General features: G+C 37.3%; 13 protein-coding genes. 8 read left to right on the top strand and 5 right to left on the bottom strand.

What is annotated here, in order from left to right; genetic code table 11:
• Positions 1 to 60: 60 nt before the first annotated feature.
• Together VKY50_RS07260 and VKY50_RS07255 are read right to left on the bottom strand one after the other, a co-directional pair.
• On the bottom strand, positions 61 to 2,235 hold the full coding sequence (locus VKY50_RS07260; protein WP_324300356.1) for a PorP/SprF family type IX secretion system membrane protein: 2,175 nt from the start codon (positions 2,233 to 2,235) through the stop codon (positions 61 to 63).
• A gap of 4 nt (positions 2,236 to 2,239) precedes the next feature.
• A complete protein-coding gene (locus VKY50_RS07255) occupies positions 2,240 to 4,429 on the bottom strand; it encodes a T9SS type B sorting domain-containing protein (RefSeq protein ID WP_324300354.1) in 2,190 nt (729 codons plus the stop codon).
• A 347-nt stretch (positions 4,430 to 4,776) separates the two neighbouring features.
• Here VKY50_RS07255 and VKY50_RS07250 point away from each other — a divergent pair, with 347 nt between their 5' ends.
• From VKY50_RS07250 to VKY50_RS07235, 4 genes are all read left to right on the top strand, one after another.
• Entirely contained in the window at positions 4,777 to 6,456 is a 1,680-nt protein-coding gene (locus tag VKY50_RS07250; RefSeq protein WP_324300352.1) for a glutamine--tRNA ligase/YqeY domain fusion protein, read from the top strand.
• Positions 6,457 to 6,624: 168 nt separating this feature from the next.
• Entirely contained in the window at positions 6,625 to 6,972 is a 348-nt protein-coding gene (locus tag VKY50_RS07245) for a YtxH domain-containing protein (RefSeq protein WP_324300349.1), read from the top strand.
• A gap of 3 nt (positions 6,973 to 6,975) precedes the next feature.
• Positions 6,976 to 7,329 (top strand): phage holin family protein, encoded by a 354-nt coding sequence (locus VKY50_RS07240; protein WP_324300347.1) that lies wholly within the window; start codon positions 6,976 to 6,978, stop codon positions 7,327 to 7,329.
• A gap of 26 nt (positions 7,330 to 7,355) precedes the next feature.
• A complete protein-coding gene (locus VKY50_RS07235; RefSeq protein ID WP_324300345.1) occupies positions 7,356 to 7,559 on the top strand; it encodes a DUF6327 family protein in 204 nt (67 codons plus the stop codon).
• 137 nt (positions 7,560 to 7,696) lie between these two features.
• Here VKY50_RS07235 and VKY50_RS07230 read toward each other — a convergent pair whose 3' ends face one another.
• Positions 7,697 to 8,626 (bottom strand): SPFH domain-containing protein, encoded by a 930-nt coding sequence (locus VKY50_RS07230; RefSeq protein WP_324300342.1) that lies wholly within the window; start codon positions 8,624 to 8,626, stop codon positions 7,697 to 7,699.
• Between the two features lie 104 nt (positions 8,627 to 8,730).
• Positions 8,731 to 10,269: a glutamate--tRNA ligase gene (gene gltX, locus VKY50_RS07225; RefSeq protein WP_324300340.1), complete on the bottom strand. Its 1,539-nt coding sequence runs from the start codon at positions 10,267 to 10,269 to the stop codon at positions 8,731 to 8,733.
• A 158-nt stretch (positions 10,270 to 10,427) separates the two neighbouring features.
• Here gltX and VKY50_RS07220 point away from each other — a divergent pair, with 158 nt between their 5' ends.
• The gene (locus VKY50_RS07220) at positions 10,428 to 11,780 is read left to right on the top strand and encodes a Gfo/Idh/MocA family protein (RefSeq protein WP_324300338.1); all 1,353 of its coding nucleotides are present in this window, start codon (positions 10,428 to 10,430) and stop codon (positions 11,778 to 11,780) included.
• 97 nt (positions 11,781 to 11,877) lie between these two features.
• On the opposite strand, the gene VKY50_RS07215 is transcribed toward VKY50_RS07220, so the two are convergent.
• On the bottom strand, positions 11,878 to 13,050 hold the full coding sequence (locus VKY50_RS07215; RefSeq protein WP_324300337.1) for a C1 family peptidase: 1,173 nt from the start codon (positions 13,048 to 13,050) through the stop codon (positions 11,878 to 11,880).
• Between the two features lie 272 nt (positions 13,051 to 13,322).
• On the opposite strand from VKY50_RS07215, the gene VKY50_RS07210 reads away from it, so the two are divergent.
• The 3 genes from VKY50_RS07210 to mnmG form a co-directional block, all read left to right on the top strand.
• On the top strand, positions 13,323 to 16,601 hold the full coding sequence (locus tag VKY50_RS07210) for a DUF4175 family protein (protein ID WP_324300335.1): 3,279 nt from the start codon (positions 13,323 to 13,325) through the stop codon (positions 16,599 to 16,601).
• A complete protein-coding gene (gene ybeY, locus VKY50_RS07205) occupies positions 16,594 to 17,004 on the top strand; it encodes an rRNA maturation RNase YbeY (protein WP_324300333.1) in 411 nt (136 codons plus the stop codon). The genes VKY50_RS07210 and ybeY overlap by 8 nt, the downstream gene beginning before the upstream one ends.
• Positions 17,005 to 17,169: 165 nt before the next feature.
• Positions 17,170 to 18,828: tRNA uridine-5-carboxymethylaminomethyl(34) synthesis enzyme MnmG (gene mnmG / locus VKY50_RS07200; protein ID WP_324300331.1), on the top strand; the 1,659-nt coding region annotated here is incomplete at its 3' end.

Here is an 18,828-nt window from a genome sequence, read left to right as displayed (position 1 = left end):
TAAGTTTTGGGGACTTGTTACTATTTGTAAAATATGTTTATATCGAATATCTAAATATGTCTATGTACTCTTAATAGGCATAATCCAAATGTCATTTTTAAAATTAACATTAGACTTATAACTTTTAAGAGCACTGCTCCAATTATCAAATTTTCTCAAGTACACATATTTATAGTTGTTTTTCGGGTTTGTATAAATCTGGGCGTGATAGCCATCTTCCTTTAATTCATTAATATACCGATCGGCATTTTTACCATCAGCAAAGACATTTGCAATGATATAATACTGCTTGCTGGAGTTGGCTTTTGAATGGTTGACCACCTCAATATTGCTATAACCTCTCTTGTCAGAATTAAAAATTCTGCTAACATAGCGGTCTAGACATTGCGATAGCCCATTCTGCATAGAAGCAGCATCATAACCAACCTGCCCACTATAATCATTAAAGGCCTGTTCTTTATCTGCTTTAGCAGTGAACGGATCATCATATGTGATCTCAACTTCTTGCTTTACCGAAGTGCTATTTCCAGTATCGGCATTTGCATATGCCGTGTTTAATTTCGTTTGATCGACCCCGCTATCATGTTCAATATGCAGTAGCCAAACATCCCCCTGGTACTTCTCCTTGACATCGGATAAATAATTTTTCCTAGCTTCGCTTAAGTTGTTGTATCGCTCTAAATAAACATAATTCAGGCCATTATGAGAAAAACTTCCCGAGGCAATACCCTGCCTCTGAAGTTCATCCATAAAAGATCGCATATAAGTCTCTCCTTTATAAACGTTGGCAATTACGTAAGCTCCATCATCTACATTGGTTGAGGTTGTAGCTGTTGAAGCAGTTAATACTTTACTAGAGCCTACGTAAGGCGTGCCAACGGGTTTTGGGGAAACCCTAGTTCGCTTGTTTGGCGATTGAATATCAGTACTGGTTTGCTTTTTATCTGAACCATTTAAATGAACAAAGTCAGTCTCATACTTCTTTTGTGCAGCGGCATAAGCATTTTCGTCGATCTCCTTCAACATATCCACTACCTGTTTTTTCACCTGATTTTGATTGGGGTTGGATTTATTATCGTTTATGAACTTTAAAATATATGCAAATCGCTTGTTGATATCATTCTTTCGTGCCTCCTCAATAGAATCTTGCCGGAACATCATCTCGTCGATGATCATATTGTTCTCATCCACCAAATTCTGAAGCCTCGCAATTTCAGCATCCTTCCCAGTAAGGGAGTCTTTCGACTCTTCTTCTAAAACTAACAGGTTTTCATCCTCCAATAAATCCTCAAATACCCTGTTTTCGGTAAGGATCGGTTGGAAAGAATAGGCAAAGTTAATCTCGTGGGTAACCCCAAAATTTGAGATCTGATCACGGATTCCCTTTTCGATTGTGTAACCTAAAGAAAGACGTTTGGTTAAATTAAAACCAACGCCAGCTGCGACGCCATAAAAATCATCATATCCTCCTTGAATCCATCCAAGTTTAGGCATATCCAATATCAAACTGCCAGAAAACGATAGGTCCTCATCTCCCATTCTACGTGCTCTGGTTAAAGCACTAAATCTAGCGTTTTCTAACATCCCAACACCATTATCAAACCGATTGGTATACATTAGGTGAGCACTGAACGTTTTGTCTTTAAACTCAGTTAATGATTCACCTGTTTTAAAATTATAATCAAAGGCATCCTCTGCATATAAACCTATATCGAAACTTCCGATAGAAAGGTTAATCCCCGGTTGGAATGTAAGTAGCGAACCATTTTCTAAATCTGCAATGGTAGGATCGTTCGGTTGACTAGGATTAATATTACTTTTATCCACGCCACTATTATAATAAGACAAATTGAACCCAAAAGTCAAATTACTATGCTGTGACAATCGTATTCCGTAAGCATAATTAGCAATAGCACCGAAGTTTGCAATGGTGCCAAACTTTTGGTGATAGATACTTAATCCAAGACCGGAGCGGTCGCTAATACGTCCTGAATAGCTTCCTAAATAGGTTTGGAAGTTATCATCAAAACTTACCCATTGATTTCGGTGATAAAGGTTAATATAGGAATTATCCTCATTGACAGTTGAAAATGTCGGATTGATTAAAAACCTATTGAATTTCAATAGGTTTTGTGCAGGTATATCGATAGAAGCCACAGGAACATCCTCCTGTGCAAATGCACCGGTACAACACATAAGTAGTAATAGGATGTATGTGGTTAAACTCGGCTTCATCTCATTATTTTATAAGGGTAATGGTACCTTGTTTAAGGATTTCTTTTCCTTTAGTTATACTGTAATAATATATTGGTGGTTGACTTCCGCTTGATTGAATGCTGGAGGATTCAGGCCAGTTATTTTGATAATCACTTGTGGAGTAAATTCTGGTTCCAGATTGTAAAAATATATTCACGGTAATATCTTTTTGATAGGCGTATGTACTTGGTATAATCCAAAGGTCATTATATCCGTCGCCGTTAGGAGTGATCACGTTCGGAATTACATAACTTTCCAAATTAGTCACTTTAAATCTCTTGGTAACCTGGCATTCACCAACGCCAGCAACCAAGGTATACTCACCTTCCTCTTGAATTGTGATATTTGACGCACTTCCGATAAGTTCGTTCTTAGGATCAAACCACTGGTAGGAATCCCCACCTGATGCGGTAATGGTTTTGGTTTGACCCTCGGGAATGACCACAACATCAGAAACGTTTAATTGTACCACTGAAGGGCTTAGTTCCTCTACAATGAAAGTATTTGAGCTTAACGTACACCCAAAAGCAGTGATCTCTAATTGGTATTTCCCAGTAAGGTTGGTAGAAAGTGTAGTCCCTTTTTCAGTAAGTTCTACACCATTTCTAAACCAGCTATAATCATAATGATCGTCCGTCACAGAGGATTTGATTAAAATTTCATTCCCATTGTCACAACGAATATTGTTAGTTGCTGAAATTTTTGCCGTTATTGGTAGGGTTAGTTTTAATTCTATCGGTTCACTACTTAGTTTTATCCCCCCTTCGATACCTACACGAAGTGCGTACGTTCCATTTTTACGGCCATCAGCAATGGAAAGTGTTTTTCCAGTGGCTCCACTGAGTTCCTTATTATTGTATATCCACTGATAGGAGAAATGATCGGTTGTTCCCTTGTCAAGCTCGATTTTTTGTTCGCCCTTTACAGCTACAATGGAAGCTAAGCTGAGCGTGGTACTGGTACTCTCGCATGCAGTGTATGAATCGGTCGTAATGGTGGCGATATACGATTCAGGTTCCACAATACTCACTTTATCTGTAGTTCTTTTTACAATACAATCATCTTGTTGAGAAATGGTCACATAATAATCTCCAGCGACACTTACCCTTAGTGTTTTCCCCGTTTCACCATTGAGCTCCGTGCCATTTCTAAACCACTGGAATGTTGGATTAACGGCAGTAGTTTCCACCGCAATGGATAAGGTTTCTTCAGGAAGCAATAAAGTTCCTTCGGCTAAAACGAGCTCCGATTCAAACGATCCAGCAGAAATACTGACGGTAGAAGTGGTTTCTTTACAACCACCGCTACGTTCCAAAACCACGTAATAGTCACCTGCGAATCCGGGATCACTACCATTTACCTCCAACGTATTTTGATTGTTTCTCTCGAGTAATTCACCGTCTTTATACCAAGCATAGGTAAACTCCGGATCATATAGATCCGTAGTAAGCGTATAGGTTTGTCCCTCACACAGTGAAAGTTTTTTGGAACCGATAAGTTCAAAACCAATCGAGTTCTCAATGTTTACCTCCACCATATTTGAAGCGGTTGTAGAGGAACAGTACGAACCATAATTGATTTCTGCAAAATAAATTCCAGGTTCTGTAACCTCTAATGAAGGTCCATGTTCTCCTGGAATGAGCTCGGTGTAATTGTACCAATTATAGGAGGCTTCATTGGGATAATTATCCACCTCTAAATACACAGCGGTTCCATCGCAGACAGAGGCCTCTTGGTAATTATTGACAACCAAAGGCTCGTTAACTTTTATGAAATAAGCTCCGAATGGATCACTGGCAGGACTTGTCTTTTCTGGACTCGTACTACGCCAACGCAACCTGTAGTTCTCTCCTGATACATCATCGGGCAATTTAAGGTCGGTCACTTGAAATTTAAATTCTGAATTTTTATCCTTTAGCCGCGCAAGGGTAATGGGGGAGGTAAAGCTACCACTTGCATCTGAAAGCTCAATAATAAATTCATTATCAGGGTTTACAATGGGATTTGGGTTCCAAATAAACTCTGCAGGGAATCCATTATGAGTTGCAGTTACACAGGCATCCGTAAATCCTAGTGTAGGTTTTTTCAACTCTTGCGCACCAAGTGACAGGCCTGTCAAAGTAAGCATTAGTAGGGAGAAGCGAATAGATTTTTGAGTAAAAGTTCTATTCATGATTTTATGGTTTAAATTTGGGTATGCGTCATCTGTAAATTCCACAATAGGAACCAAAGTTAGCTGTTTTTTTATACAATTTTAGGAGTTTGTGGTGAAAGGGCTATTTATAGATGCCTAGTTCAATTTTAGCATGGTTAGTACTTTAAAAAACTATAAAAATACCAATTGGTTTGTTAATAAGACTGTTGAAAAGTCATTTTTTGGGCTGGAAAAACACCCCCATTTTGGATTCAAAATTGACGGAATATGTTTGATCCTTAAGTTTTGTTTTTGTTTATCCCTGATAAGTACTCATTGCTTTAAAAATTCCTTAATTTTGCAGTCTATTTTAGTACAATAATTTTATGGCAGAAGAAGGAAAGTCTTTAAATTTCATCGAACATATCATTGAGAATGACCTCAAAGAGGGGTTTAGTAAAGATGATTTACGTTTTCGATTCCCACCAGAACCCAATGGTTATCTCCATATCGGTCATGCCAGTTCTATTTGTTTGAACTTTGGATTGGGTGAGAAATACAACGCACCAGTAAATTTACGTTTTGACGACACGAACCCTGCGAAAGAAGAGCAACAATTTGTGGATGCTATAAAACGTGATGTAGAATGGCTTGGATACCAGTGGGATCAAGAACGATACGCTTCAGATTACTTCGAGCAGTTATATCATTGGGCTGTTGAACTTATCAAACAAGGAAAAGCATATGTAGATAGTCAAAGTTCTGAATTAATTGCCTCTCAGAAAGGAACGCCAACAACACCAGGGGAAGAAAGCCCATTTAGAAACCGACCTGTAGAGGAGAATTTAGAGCTCTTCGAACAAATGAAAAACGGTAATTTTAAAGAAGGAGCGCATGTATTACGGGCAAAAATTGACATGAAGGCTTCTAATATGCTGATGAGGGATCCTATTATGTATAGAATCTTACACAAAACACACCATAGAACAAATAATGATTGGTGTATTTATCCAATGTATGACTGGACGCATGGAGAAAGCGATTATATCGAACAGGTTTCTCATTCCTTTTGTACACTAGAGTTTGCGATGCACCGAGAATTATATGATTGGTTCTTAAATCAAGTATATACCCCTTCAAAGGTAAGGCCAAAACAACGTGAGTTTGCCCGTAGAAATTTAAGTCATACGGTGGTGAGCAAGCGAAAATTACTTCGTTTAGTCGAGGAAGGTATTGTAAGCGGTTGGGATGATCCTAGGATGCCGACTATTTCTGGATTAAGACGTCGTGGCTATACTCCTGAGTCAATAAAAAACTTTGCCAATACTATTGGTATTGCAAAACGCGATAACCTCATTGATGTTTCTTTATTAGAGTTTCATGCCCGTGAGGATCTCAACAAGAAGGCCCCTCGTATTATGGGGGTGTTAAATCCTTTAAAGCTTGTAATTACCAATTACCCGGAAAACCAGGAAGAATTACTCGAGGCTGAAAACAATCCTGAAGAAGAGGTGCTTACCTATAGAGAAGTGCCATTTTCTAGAGAGCTTTATATCGAAAAAGAAGATTTTAGAGAAGAAGCTAACCGTAAATTTTTCCGTTTAAAACTCGGTGGTGAAGTACGTCTAAAAAATGCGTACATTATTAAAGCTGAGAAAGCTATAAAGGACGATCAAGGAAATATCGTAGAAGTTCAATGCACGTATGACCCTTTGAGTAAAAGTGGCAGTGGAACGGCTGAGAGTCAACGAAAGGTAAAAGGTACTTTACATTGGGTATCCATTAAACATGCCATCGAAGTGGAAGTTCGTGAGTATGATCGTTTATTCACCGTAGCCGAACCAGATAGACAAGGTGAAAAAGATTTTCTAGAGTTTGTCAATCCTGAATCCTTACAAATCACTAAGGGTTATATAGAGCCCAGTGTGGCTAATGCAAAGATTGGGGATCATTTCCAATTTCAACGTCTTGGATATTTCAACATCGATCCAGATAGCACCAATGAAAACCTGATTTTCAATAAAACAGTTGGACTTAGAGATACCTGGGCCAAGCTTGATCAATAACATAAAGTACATACGTTTTTTCCCACGCACGCTTCGGCGTGCTTTTTATTTCCTTTAACACAACTGTTAATAATAGGCTAAATACCCTCAAATTTTAGTATAATCTCATCAACTTTCGTAAATTAGGTACTATTAGGGGATTAATTTATTAATTAAAACATTTTTGATATGTCAAATCAAACAGGGAATACATTATTGGCGCTCTTAACAGGCGCTGCAATCGGAGCAGGGATAGGAATTCTTTATGCTCCTGATAGAGGGGATAAAACCCGAAAAAAGATAAGAAAAAACGCAAGATCAGCTCAGAGAGAACTCGAAAAGCAACTCAAATCAACCACCTCGAAACTCTCCTCACAAGCTGAAAAGACACGTGCAAATTTTGAAAGCAAATTGGAGGACACTCTTTCAACTATGAGTTATAAGGCTGACGATATACTAGTAGCTTTAGAGGCTAAATTAGAAGATCTTAGAGCACAAAACTCTAAGCTGCAGAAAGGGACAACGTCTAAAAAGTAATTTATGGGACTGAACCATCTCTCAGAGAATGTAGAGGGGCTCAATAGAAGTACACAGGAATTCATTGAAAAGAATTATGAGTATTACAAGCTTAGTATATTTAAAACACTAACCAAGGGCTCCTCTTCGCTGATTACCTTTATGATAATAGGAGCGCTATTATTTGGAGCGCTCTTACTGGTAACCTTTGCGTTGGCCTTATTCATAGGTAGTTGGTTGGATAATTTAGGCCTTGGATTTTTAATATTGGGGCTTTTCTACATCTTAATTGCTGTGGTTGTTTTATATGGATTCAGAAAGACCATCGAACGAATGGTACTGGTTAAAGCCTCTAAGGATTTTTTTGATAATGATTGATTATTCAATCACCAATAGAATATACCATGAAAATTTACACTTCATTTGAAGAATTAGACAAGGATATTAAGGTGCTAAAATTGGAAAAGGAAATTTCAAAAGAAGAAATAAAACTCAATTTTAATGGCATCAAGGACGACTTTAGCTTTTTAAACGTGGTTGGAAAAACTGCAAGCTCAGTAATCCAAAAAGCCTTAACCTTCAAGCTCATACGAAATTTAATAAAATAGATTAATGTACCCCCTGCCTACACCTGCATTTGTGCCAGTGGCACAAATTAGAAAACGTTACTGATATACAATAACAGTAACGTTTTCTTTGTTTTTGGCTAGTATAAGATCTTTAAACACCCTTAAGAGAGATCGATCTATTGATCTTCACTGTCTTTCTTTTTGTTCTGCTTTTTCATAGCCTCCCCTATTTGATTACTGGCCGTAAAGGACGCGACCATATTGTTAAGCATATCACTTCCAGCTTGCGGTGAATTCGGAAGTAGTATAAGGTTACTATTGGTTTCTTCTCCAATGGCTTGTAGGGTATCGTAATGCTGTGTTACCACTATAAGCGCAGAGGCCTCTTGTGAATTTATACCAACTTTGTTTAATACCTCCACGGACTCTTCCAGACCACGAGCGATTTCACGACGTTGATCTGCTATACCTTGACCTTGAAGACGTTTACTTTCTGCTTCGGCCTTGGCTTTTTCAACGATCAAAATTCTAGCAGCATCTCCTTCGAATTGAGCAGCTATTTTCTCACGCTCTGAAGCGTTAATACGATTCATGGCATGCTTTACCTGTTGATCAGGATCAATGTCCGTCACAAGGGTTTTAATAATATCAAAACCATACTCTAACATGGCTTCTTGAAGTTCAGCTTTCACTGCAATGGCAATATCATCCTTTTTGACAAAAACGTCGTCAAGCTTCATTTTTGGAACTTCTGCGCGAACTACATCAAACACATAAGAGGTAATTTGCTCATGTGGATATTCTAACTTGTAAAAAGCCTCGTAAACTTTCTCCTTAATTACAACATATTGAACCGATACCTTGAGCTTTACAAAAACATCATCCAAGGTTTTGGTTTCAACGATCACATCAAGCTGTTGAATTTTAAGACTGAGTCTCCCCGCAACACGGTCAACGATAGGAATTTTTAGCTGTAGACCGGAATTACGAATACTGTGAAATTTGCCAAAACGTTCTATGGCTACAGCGGTCTGTTGCTTCACGATAAAAAAGGCACTAAAAAAAATAATAATACCCAAAAATACTAATGGAATAAGAAGATACATCTGAAATAATTTATAGGTTAATCACGGTTAAAATACAAATTTTAAAATTATATCCGCTATAAAATATGCTCAGATGTACCCTTAGTTTGCTTTGGGATAAAAAATTATCCCAATTTGGTTATGGCGTACTGAATTCTAGACAGTGTTTGCTCTTTTCCAATCAAGGCAATAATGTCAAAAACATGCGGTCCCTTCATTGCTCCAACAAGGGCTAAACGCAGTGGTGGCATTACTTGACCAAAACTAAGTTCTTGTTCAGCAATCCAAGATTTCACAGTCTCTTCTATGGTTTGTGAATCGAAATCTTTCACCGACGCTATGACATCGGCTACTTGATTCATATAGGCGGCCGTCTGTTCCTTCCACTGTTTTTTTACCGCTTTTTCTTGGAAGACCTCGGGTGCTTTTAAGAAAAAGTCTCCTTCTACAATAAGTTCCTTCACAAAATTAACCCGTTCTTTTAAAAGAGCAACCACTTGTGATAGGTAACCAATCTCAAGATTCGTTTCATGCGAGGTGGATTGTGCTATATAAGCGTGTAATTCTTTTGCTAAATCTTCATTGGAACGTTTTTGAAGGTATTGGTGATTATACCATTTGGTCTTATCTGGATCAAATCGAGCGCCTGCCTTTTGAACTTTCTCTATTTCAAAGGATTGCACGAGTTGCTCTAGAGTGAAAAGTTCCTGTTCCGTTCCTGGATTCCAGCCTAAAAAGGCTAAGAAATTCACCACAGCTTCTGGATAATATCCTTGTTCTCTATATCCTGTAGAGATTTCTCCTGATACAGGGTCTGTCCATTGTAAAGGAAATACTGGAAAACCTAATTTATCCCCATCACGTTTACTTAGCTTCCCTTTTCCAACAGATTTTAAAATCAGCGGTAAATGTGCAAACTCAGGAGCCTCCCATCCAAAGGCGCGGTATAACAAAACGTGTAATGCCAACGATGGCAACCACTCTTCACCACGAATCACATGGGTAATTTCCATTAAATGATCATCTACAATATTGGCAAGGTGATAAGTGGGCATTCCATCACTTTTGAACAACACTTTATCGTCCAAGATGTTCGTATCAATGGTGATAGCTCCGCGAATCATATCATTTAATTCAAGAATCTGGTTTTCAGGAGATTTAAAACGAACCACATAGGGTTCACCAGAATTAATTCGCTCTTGAACTTCCTGCTCACTTAGGGCAAGCGAATTTTGTAATGTTCCACGTGTAGCCCAGTTATAGGTAAACTTACCCCCTTCACTTTCGGATTTTAATCGCTCCGCATCCAACTGCTCAGTGGTATCAAATGCATAATATGCCCAACCGCTGGTTAGCAACTCTTCTGCATACTTTTTATAAAGTTCCTTACGCTCACTTTGGCGAAAAGATCCATATTTTTCTAGAATTTCAGCATCGGAATCTGGTCCCTGATCATAAGGAATATTCAACCATTTTAGCGCCTGAATAATATACTGCTCTGCCCCTTCCACATAACGTTTCTGGTCGGTATCTTCTATACGTAAAATAAAATCACCGCTGTGCTTTTTGGCAAACAAATAATTAAACAAAGCCGTTCTAACACCTCCGATATGTAAAGGTCCTGTTGGACTTGGTGCAAAACGCACCCTAACGCGTGTACTCATTTAGTATAATTTTTGACAAAGATAGGAGTTTTTATAGGGAACTTTGTCTAAGGTTGATTGGATAAATTAGTGTTAAAAATACATTTTATAATTGTTCTTTTAGTTTTATTCGATCTAAAACAGTATCTTGAAATCCATAACCTTTTAATTTCAGCGATGTGAAAACAAAAAATACCAGAAGAACATTTATTAGGAACTCAGGTCTAGCCATAGCAGGACTTGGTATGTCTAACATTATAACTGCCCAACAGACAAGTTCCCTCTTTACTAGCCTAGCTCCTAGCGATCGGTTAAACTTTGGGGTTATTGGCTGTAATGGGATGGGATGGGCCAATATGAGCGCCCATCTTAACATACCGGGAGTTCAGTGTATTGCACTAGCAGATGTAGATCAAAGTGTTTTAAATAGAAGAGCGGCTGATTTGAAAAAAATGGGCCATAAGAACAAGGTATCCTTATATAAAGACTATCGGAAACTACTGGAAAATAAAGACGTGGACGTAGTTATTATAGGTACGCCAGATCACTGGCATTGTTTAAACTTTGTAGATGCATGTCAGGCAGGAAAACATGTGTATGTTGAAAAGCCGCTGGCCAATACCATTGAAGAATGTTCAATTATGGTAAATGCTGTCAAGAAATACAATACAATCGCACAAGTTGGACAGTGGCAACGAAGTGGTTCCCAATACCAACAGGCCGCTGAGTATATTGCCACTGGTGCATTAGGAAATATCCGTTTGGTAAAATGTTGGGCTTATCAAGGATGGATGAAACCAGTTCCTCCCGTTGCAGATAGTACTCCACCTGAGGGTGTTGATTATAAAATGTGGTTAGGACCAGCACCAAAACGCAATTTCAATAAAAATAGATTCCATTTCAATTTTCGATGGTTCTGGGATTACGCCGGTGGTCTAATGACAGATTGGGGCGTTCATGAAATTGATATTGCTTTAAAAATAATGCAGGCTTCTGCTCCTAAATCCATTATGGCTTCAGGTGGAAAATTGGCGTATCCAAATGATGCTTCGCAGACCCCAGACACCTTACAAACTGTCTTCGAATATGAAGATTTTAACCTTTTGTGGGAACACGCCACTGGTATTGACCAAGGAAACTATGGAAGGTCAGAAGGAATTGCATTTATAGGGAACAATGGAACTCTAGTAGTAGATCGCCAAGGATGGGAAGTGATGCCTGAATACGATTATAAGGACGGTAATAAAGATGCCAAAATATCGAAAATGGAATTGACCCAAAAATCAAATGACGCTCTTAATGATCATGCACAAAACTTTGTTGATGTAATTAAAGGTAATGCTACCGAACTACATTGTAGTGTGGAACAAGGAGCCATCTCCGCAGTGAACGCCCATATGGGGAATATCGCATTTAAAACTGGTGAAAAAATTTACTGGGACAGTAAAACAAATCGATTTAAAGATAATACCCTAGCAAATGATCTGGTCAAAGCTCATTACCATAATGGATGGGAATTGCCAAAAGTATAATCAACTTTACCGTACAAGTAAAATAATTCCGTAAAAATCAAAACGGCAGTACATCATTACTGAAGTATTGCCGTTTCCTATCACAAACAAATCCCTTTTATCCCTTTAATATACCATTTGGTACTGCTTCCTTATTTAAATATAAGGAATTGGTTTTTAGCAGAATATAATTTTTAGTCACATACAAGTATCCTTGGTGATCATTACCCGTTCCCCATGAGTTTTTTACGATATAGTACGTTTTATTATTTTGATCTTTTGCCTTTCCAACAATTTGCATGGCATGATCATCGGTGGTGGAATAATTATCAAATGCTTGCTTTCTCATCTTCTGAGTAATCTCCATTTCTTCTTTAGGTCCATCAAACATTGTTTGACGTTCCTCTACGCTCATGTCTTTATACTCGATTTCAGGTACATAGGCAATTCCATTCTTCCAACTAAAATATTTTTCGCTCACATCAGCTGCCCAACCTATAGTGTAACCATGATCTAATGCATTGTCAATCACCTGGATAAAATCATCCATAGTAACATTATAAGCATAATCAAAACTCCAATTATCGGGAACTGGAATAAATACTTCCTCGTATAACGGTTCATGTGCCAAGGCCACTAACTCTACAAAAGAATCCGCCTTTATGCCAATTACCTCTTTTGCAAACGTTTTGGGAGTATAGGTTTTTCCTTGATATTCAAATGATTCTGGCACGCTACCTAAATAACTGTCCAGAATGGCTGTAAAAGCAGTGAGCCAGTTGGGGGTAAGAATCCCATTTTTGTTCTGAATGATTCCGTCTAAAAATCCTTTGAGAGCGGATTGCATTTCACCAAAACGGTTGATATCGGTGCCATAGTTCAATCCAGTGTACACCTGCTGTGGTAAGGCACCATACTGCTGGTATATATTTCCAACATCATGCAAAAGACCACCGTCTCCCCAATTAAGATTTCCGTGCATTCTTACATAATTTTTTGCCTTTTCAATATAGACGCAACGTGCGGTATAGATTTCTGAAATATCTACCGCTTGCTTTCCAAGGCGCAACATCTCAGATTCCAAAAGTGCATTTCCAGCGTAACTCCAGCAGGTACCACTACTGCCTTGATCCTTAATGGAAGTTCTCTCCAAGTTAACCACGGGCTTAAAAATAAAGCCTTCTTTAGCTGCAAGTGATGTATTATTTTCCAACGCTTTGATGAGATCATCCTGTGCATGTACTCCTAAACTAATCAAGGCCATCAGGGCCGACATACATATTTTTTTCATCTTATGAAGTTTTATTTTTTCTTTGCCCAATGTATGGAAATATCACAAAACACTTTCAAAAATTTATAATTATATTTTTGATTGTCCCTAATATGTTTTTTTATCCTGCATTTTATTTTAAACCTTGCCACTGGATTTACCCTGATCACAATGATATACATTTTAAAATTAGTTGGATTTCTCTTATTAAGGTCTCAAAGCAGTAACAACAATGCTAAACAAATTGTATTTTTAACTTCTAATGCTTATACTTAAAATTTAATATACTATAAATGAGTATCTTAAGGGAAATACATCACAAGTTAGCGTTGTTTTTACGCAAGTACTATTTCAATGAATTACTCAAAGGGCTTTTTCTTTTTATAAGTGTGGGTTTGTTGTATTTTATTGCAGTGGTATTGCTAGAGTATTTCTTGTGGCTAAGTACTACGGCAAGAAGGTTCCTTTTTTGGACTTTTGTGTCCATCGAAGTATTGTTATTTATAAAGTTTATTTGTATCCCACTGCTTTATTTATTTAGATTTCGAAAAGGCATTGATCATACAGTAGCCTCTAAAATTATTGGAAATCATTTTCCTTCTGTGGGCGATAAACTTTTAAATTTTCTACAACTTTCTCAAGACAAGACGCAATCCGATTTATTATTAGCCAGTATTGAGCAAAAAGGAAATGATCTTAAACCTATCCCTTTTCAAATGGCGGTTAGTTATAAGAAAAATTTAAAATATGCCTATTACGCTGCTATACCAGTGCTAATTATACTATTGGTTATACTAATAGGAAAGTTGGATCTTTTTACCGATAGCTATAAACGCGTGGTAGATTACAAAACAGCTTATGTCCCACCTGCACCTTTTGAATTTATAATCACAAATGACTCCCTAAGTACGCTTAAAGGAAAATCCTTTACGCTCCAGGTAGAAACGAGCGGAAACAGCATTCCTGAGGATATACAGATTGTACTCGATGAAAAGCGGTTTTTTATGGAAAAAACCAGTGCAACCAAGTATGAATACACTTTTAATCAACCCCTTGAAGACATCAAATTTCAACTCCAAGGCTCTGGTGTACAGTCCATTCCTTTCAAGCTAGAGGTCATCCCAACACCGAGTCTACTTTCATTTGAAATGATCCTAAATTATCCCAATTATACAGGAAAGTCTACCGATACGCTAAAGAGTACTGGCAACGCTACAATTTTAGAAGGAACAGAGATTCAGTGGATCTATAATTCAGAAAACACCGACCAGGTCACCATGGATCTTTTAGACAGCACCCATGTGTTATCGAAATCACAGCAACAGTTCTCCCTCAAAAAACGGATCTTTAACAATACCGATTATAGTGTTGCCACAAGCAATGAGTATCTTACTAACTATGAAAAATTGAATTTCAACCTCACCGTTATAAAAGATCAGTATCCTACAATTAGTGTTAAGGAACATATCGATAGTAGCGCCATTAATAGAAAAATATATACCGGCGCCCTTAGTGATGATTACGCAATAGAAAAGCTAGAAATATATTATAAATCAACGGAAAACGATCAATTCTTACATGCGGACCTTCCCATTAACAAGCAGAATGTTGATCGCTTTGTTTATGAATTCCCTACAGGCTTAACCTTAGAGGAGTCCGTAGACTATCAGTACTATTTTCAAGTAACAGACAACGATGCCTTAAGAGGAGGAAAAGATTCTCGAAGTGAAACCTTCCATTATAGAAAATTAACCCATAGTGAGTTGCAGGAGAGACAACTTGAGAATCAAAAACAGACGCTTGATCAACTTCAAAACGCCATTGAGCAATCTAATGAACAAAAAAATCAACTCAATGAGATAAATGCCTTAAACAAACAAAAAAATCAACTCAATTTTAATGACAAAAAAACAATAGATAAATTCCTAGCTCGGCAGCTTGAACAAAACCAAATGATGGAAAAATTTCAGAACAAGCTCCGTGAAAATCTCAGTGAATTTCAAAAAACAAATAAGGAAAAGTCCGAATTTAATGATCTTCTTAAAGAACGATTAGAACGAAGACAAAAGCAGTTAGAGGAAAATGAGAAAATGATGAAAGAGCTTTCAAGGCTTACCGATAAAATAAAAAAAGAAGAACTCAGCAAGCGCTTGGAGGATATGGCCAAGCAGCAAAATAATAATAGTCGAAGCCTAGAACAAATCCTAGAACTAACCAAACGATACTATATACAGGCCAAATTAGAAAAATTAAAAAATGACATTTTATCCTTGTCTAAAAAGCAATCTGCACTTGCAAAAAAGCAGCATAACAATAGTGAAGATCAACAAAAATTAAACGATTCATTTGATAAAATCAGACAGGAGTTAGCGCAATTGGAAAAGGAAAATGAGCAATTGAAAAAACCCATGGAGATAGCGCGCAATAAGAAGTCTGAGCAGGCAATTCAACAGCAGCAGAAACAGGCGAAGGATAAACTAGAGCAGCCTAATAAGAAACAGGACGCCATACCTCACCAGAAAAATGCTGCAGAAAAATTACAACAACTTGGATCGCAGATGAAAGATCAAATGCAAGCTAGCGGGCAAGAAAGTTTACAGGAAGATGCCACTATGCTAAGACAAATTTTGGATAATCTACTAGTGTTTTCTCTAAATCAGGAGAGCCTGATGCAGCGCATTGGAATGTTGAAGGAAAGTAAAACAAACCTTTCGGTATATTTAAAACAGCAGAACGATCTCAAATTAGTTTTTGAACATGTGGATGATAGTCTTTTCACCTTGTCATTGCGTCAACCCAAGCTAAGCGAACAGATTAATAACGATGTGAATGATGTTTATTATAACATTAATAAAGCACTAAAAGAGTTTGCGGAGAATAGAACCTACCAAGGAGTCTCTTACCAACAATATGCGCTTACTGCTACCAATTCATTAGCCGATTATTTAAGCAACGTATTAGACAACATGCAAGAGCGTTTATCAATGGGATCAGGGGATGGTTCAAAGGAGTTCCAATTACCTGATATCATTCAATCGCAAGAACAATTGAATACTTCCATGCAGGATGCTATGGGCAAACAACAAGAAAATAATCAAAAAGGAAATCAAGGAAAAGAAGGACAACGTCCAGAACCAGGAGAAAATGGGGAGGCAATGTCAGAAAAATTATTTGAAATTTATAAACAACAACAGTTTTTAAGAAATGCCTTGGAAGACCAAATACATGATTTTCAAAATGCATCAGACCAACACAACGCTCAAAAAGCCATTGAAGAGATGAAGCAATTAGAAAATGATTTGATTGAAAAAGGATTCACCCAGGGCAACCAGCAAAAAATGCTTCAGCTACACCATCAACTCCTAAAACTAGAAAACGCTGCCATGCAACAAGGGGAAAAACCAACCCGTGAGAGTACTACTAATATACAAGACTTTACCAACCCAACTCAAAACCTGAATCCAGCGCTGCAACAATATTTGAATGAAGTTGAAATATTAAACAGACAAAGCTTACCTTTGCGGCAAATTTATAAAGAGAAGGTAAATACTTATTTTAAGACCAATGATTAATTTTCATTACGAAACAGATTTTCTCATTGAGAACCCTGCACTTTACAGCAGTTGGATAAAAAACATCATTTCGTCAGAATCTAAAAATTGTGGTGAAGTGAATTATATCTTTTGTGATGATAATTATCTTTTTAAAATTAATGTAGAATATCTAGATCACGACACACTTACAGATATCATCAGTTTTGATTATTCTGATCACACCACCATTCAAGGTGATATTTTTATTTCCATTGAACGTGTAAGAGAAAATTCCACAAAATATAAGGTAAGTTTTGAGAATGAACTTCGACGCGTTATGGCACATGGCATCTTACATTACTGTGGATATAAAGATAAAACCGAAAAAGATACTAAAATAATGCGAGAAAAAGAAGAAGAAAAAATTGCCTTATTTAAATAGACTCCCCAAAGAAATTCATAAATAACAAGGACTTTCCTTGCTGTTTCACGTGGAACAATGAAAACCAAAAGTTCAGAACACTAAACATCCTTTGTGTATGCAATGATATAGTGCTCTAAATTTCGTTTTTTTGCAAAATAAAAAGAATATTAAAAACCCAAATTTATGTTTGATAAACAATATGATGTAATTGTTGTAGGTGCTGGACATGCTGGTTCTGAAGCCGCCGCTGCTTCCGCCAACATGGGTGCGAGCACCCTACTTGTAACAATGAACCTTCAAAACATTGCACAAATGTCTTGTAACCCTGCAATGGGCGGAATTGCAAAAGGGCAAATTATAAGAGAAATTGATGCCATGGGTGGATATTCCGGAATCGTTACTGATAAAACAGCCATACAATTTAAAATGCTAAACAAATCAAAAGGTCCTGCAATGTGGTCTCCTAGAGCACAAAGTGATCGAATGCGATTTGCAGAACAATGGCGATTAATGTTAGAGCAAACACCCAATGTAGACTTTTACCAAGAAATGGTTTCTGGTTTAATTATTGAAAATGAAGTTATAAAAGGAGTGAGAACTTCCTTAGGGGTAGAGATCCGATCAAAAACAGTAGTACTTACCAACGGAACATTTCTTAATGGTTTAATTCATATTGGAGATAAACAGTTTGGAGGCGGTCGAGCCGGGGAAAAGGCAGCAACTGGTATTACGGAAGATCTTATAAGATATGGTTTTGAAGCAGGGAGAATGAAGACCGGTACACCTCCTCGTGTAGATGGACGATCCTTAGACTTCAGTAAAATGATTGTACAACCAGGTGATGAAAATCCTGATAAATTTTCATATTCTAATCTTACCAAGCCTTTAGATCGTCAAAGAGATTGTCACATGACCTACACCAGTCCCTTGGTACATGATCTATTAAGAGAAGGATTTGATCGATCACCTATGTTTAACGGTAGAATTAAAAGCATAGGTCCACGTTACTGTCCATCTATTGAAGATAAAATAAACAGATTTGCAGATAAAGATAGACACCAGATATTTGTGGAGCCCGAAGGTTGGGATACGGTAGAATACTATGTAAATGGTTTTTCCACCTCTTTACCTGAAGAAGTTCAATTTAAAGCATTGCGGTCAGTAGAAGGTTTTGAAAATGTGAAATTCTTCAGACCAGGATATGCCATCGAATATGACTACTTCCCTCCTACACAATTAAAACATACATTAGAAACCAAGCTTATTCAAGGATTGTATTTTGCTGGACAAATTAACGGAACCACAGGGTACGAAGAAGCAGCTTCACAAGGTCTAATAGCTGGTATTAATGCTGCATTGAAGATAAAGGATAAACCCGAATTTATCCTTAAAAGAAGTGAAGCCTATATTGGAGTTCTTATTGATGATCTTATCACCAAAGGTACAGAGGAACCTTATCGAATGTTCACCTCTAGAGCAGAATATCGCACTTTACTAAGGCAAGACAACGCCGATTTACGTTTAACTCCTATGAGTTATGAAATAGGTTTAGCCTCCGAAAAAAGATTAAAACGGATGGAGCAGAAACAAAAAGCCTCCAATGCCTTTGTTCAATTTTTTAGAGAAACCAGTGTGAAACCTGAACTTATAAATCCAATTTTAGAATCTATTGGTTCTTCAAGCATGAAGCAGTCTGATAAAATGTTTAAAATATTCGCAAGGCCAAATATTACATTAGATCATTTAAGAAATATAAAAAGTGTAGAAGATTATATCCAAGAGAATGAGTTAGATCAGGAAGTATTAGAACAAACCGAAATTCAAGTAAAATATGCAGGATAT

Source organism: Galbibacter sp. (genome assembly GCF_035306585.1).
Classification (GTDB): Bacteria; Bacteroidota; Bacteroidia; order Flavobacteriales; family Flavobacteriaceae; genus Galbibacter.
This window is presented reverse-complemented; position numbering and strand designations above follow the sequence as displayed.

What these genes read in the sequence shown, in the direction of transcription:
- VKY50_RS07235 (WP_324300345.1), top strand. Translation starts at nt 7,356, where the DNA reads ATGAAAATTTACACTTCATTTGAAGAATTAGACAAGGATATTAAGGTG.
- VKY50_RS07240 (WP_324300347.1), top strand. Translation starts at nt 6,976, where the DNA reads ATGGGACTGAACCATCTCTCAGAGAATGTAGAGGGGCTCAATAGAAGT.
- gltX (WP_324300340.1), bottom strand. Translation starts at nt 10,269, where the DNA reads ATGAGTACACGCGTTAGGGTGCGTTTTGCACCAAGTCCAACAGGACCT.
- VKY50_RS07260 (WP_324300356.1), bottom strand. Translation starts at nt 2,235, where the DNA reads ATGAAGCCGAGTTTAACCACATACATCCTATTACTACTTATGTGTTGT.
- VKY50_RS07210 (WP_324300335.1), top strand. Translation starts at nt 13,323, where the DNA reads ATGAGTATCTTAAGGGAAATACATCACAAGTTAGCGTTGTTTTTACGC.
- VKY50_RS07215 (WP_324300337.1), bottom strand. Translation starts at nt 13,050, where the DNA reads ATGAAAAAAATATGTATGTCGGCCCTGATGGCCTTGATTAGTTTAGGA.
- ybeY (WP_324300333.1), top strand. Translation starts at nt 16,594, where the DNA reads ATGATTAATTTTCATTACGAAACAGATTTTCTCATTGAGAACCCTGCA.
- VKY50_RS07250 (WP_324300352.1), top strand. Translation starts at nt 4,777, where the DNA reads ATGGCAGAAGAAGGAAAGTCTTTAAATTTCATCGAACATATCATTGAG.
- VKY50_RS07255 (WP_324300354.1), bottom strand. Translation starts at nt 4,429, where the DNA reads ATGAATAGAACTTTTACTCAAAAATCTATTCGCTTCTCCCTACTAATG.
- VKY50_RS07245 (WP_324300349.1), top strand. Translation starts at nt 6,625, where the DNA reads ATGTCAAATCAAACAGGGAATACATTATTGGCGCTCTTAACAGGCGCT.
- VKY50_RS07230 (WP_324300342.1), bottom strand. Translation starts at nt 8,626, where the DNA reads ATGTATCTTCTTATTCCATTAGTATTTTTGGGTATTATTATTTTTTTT.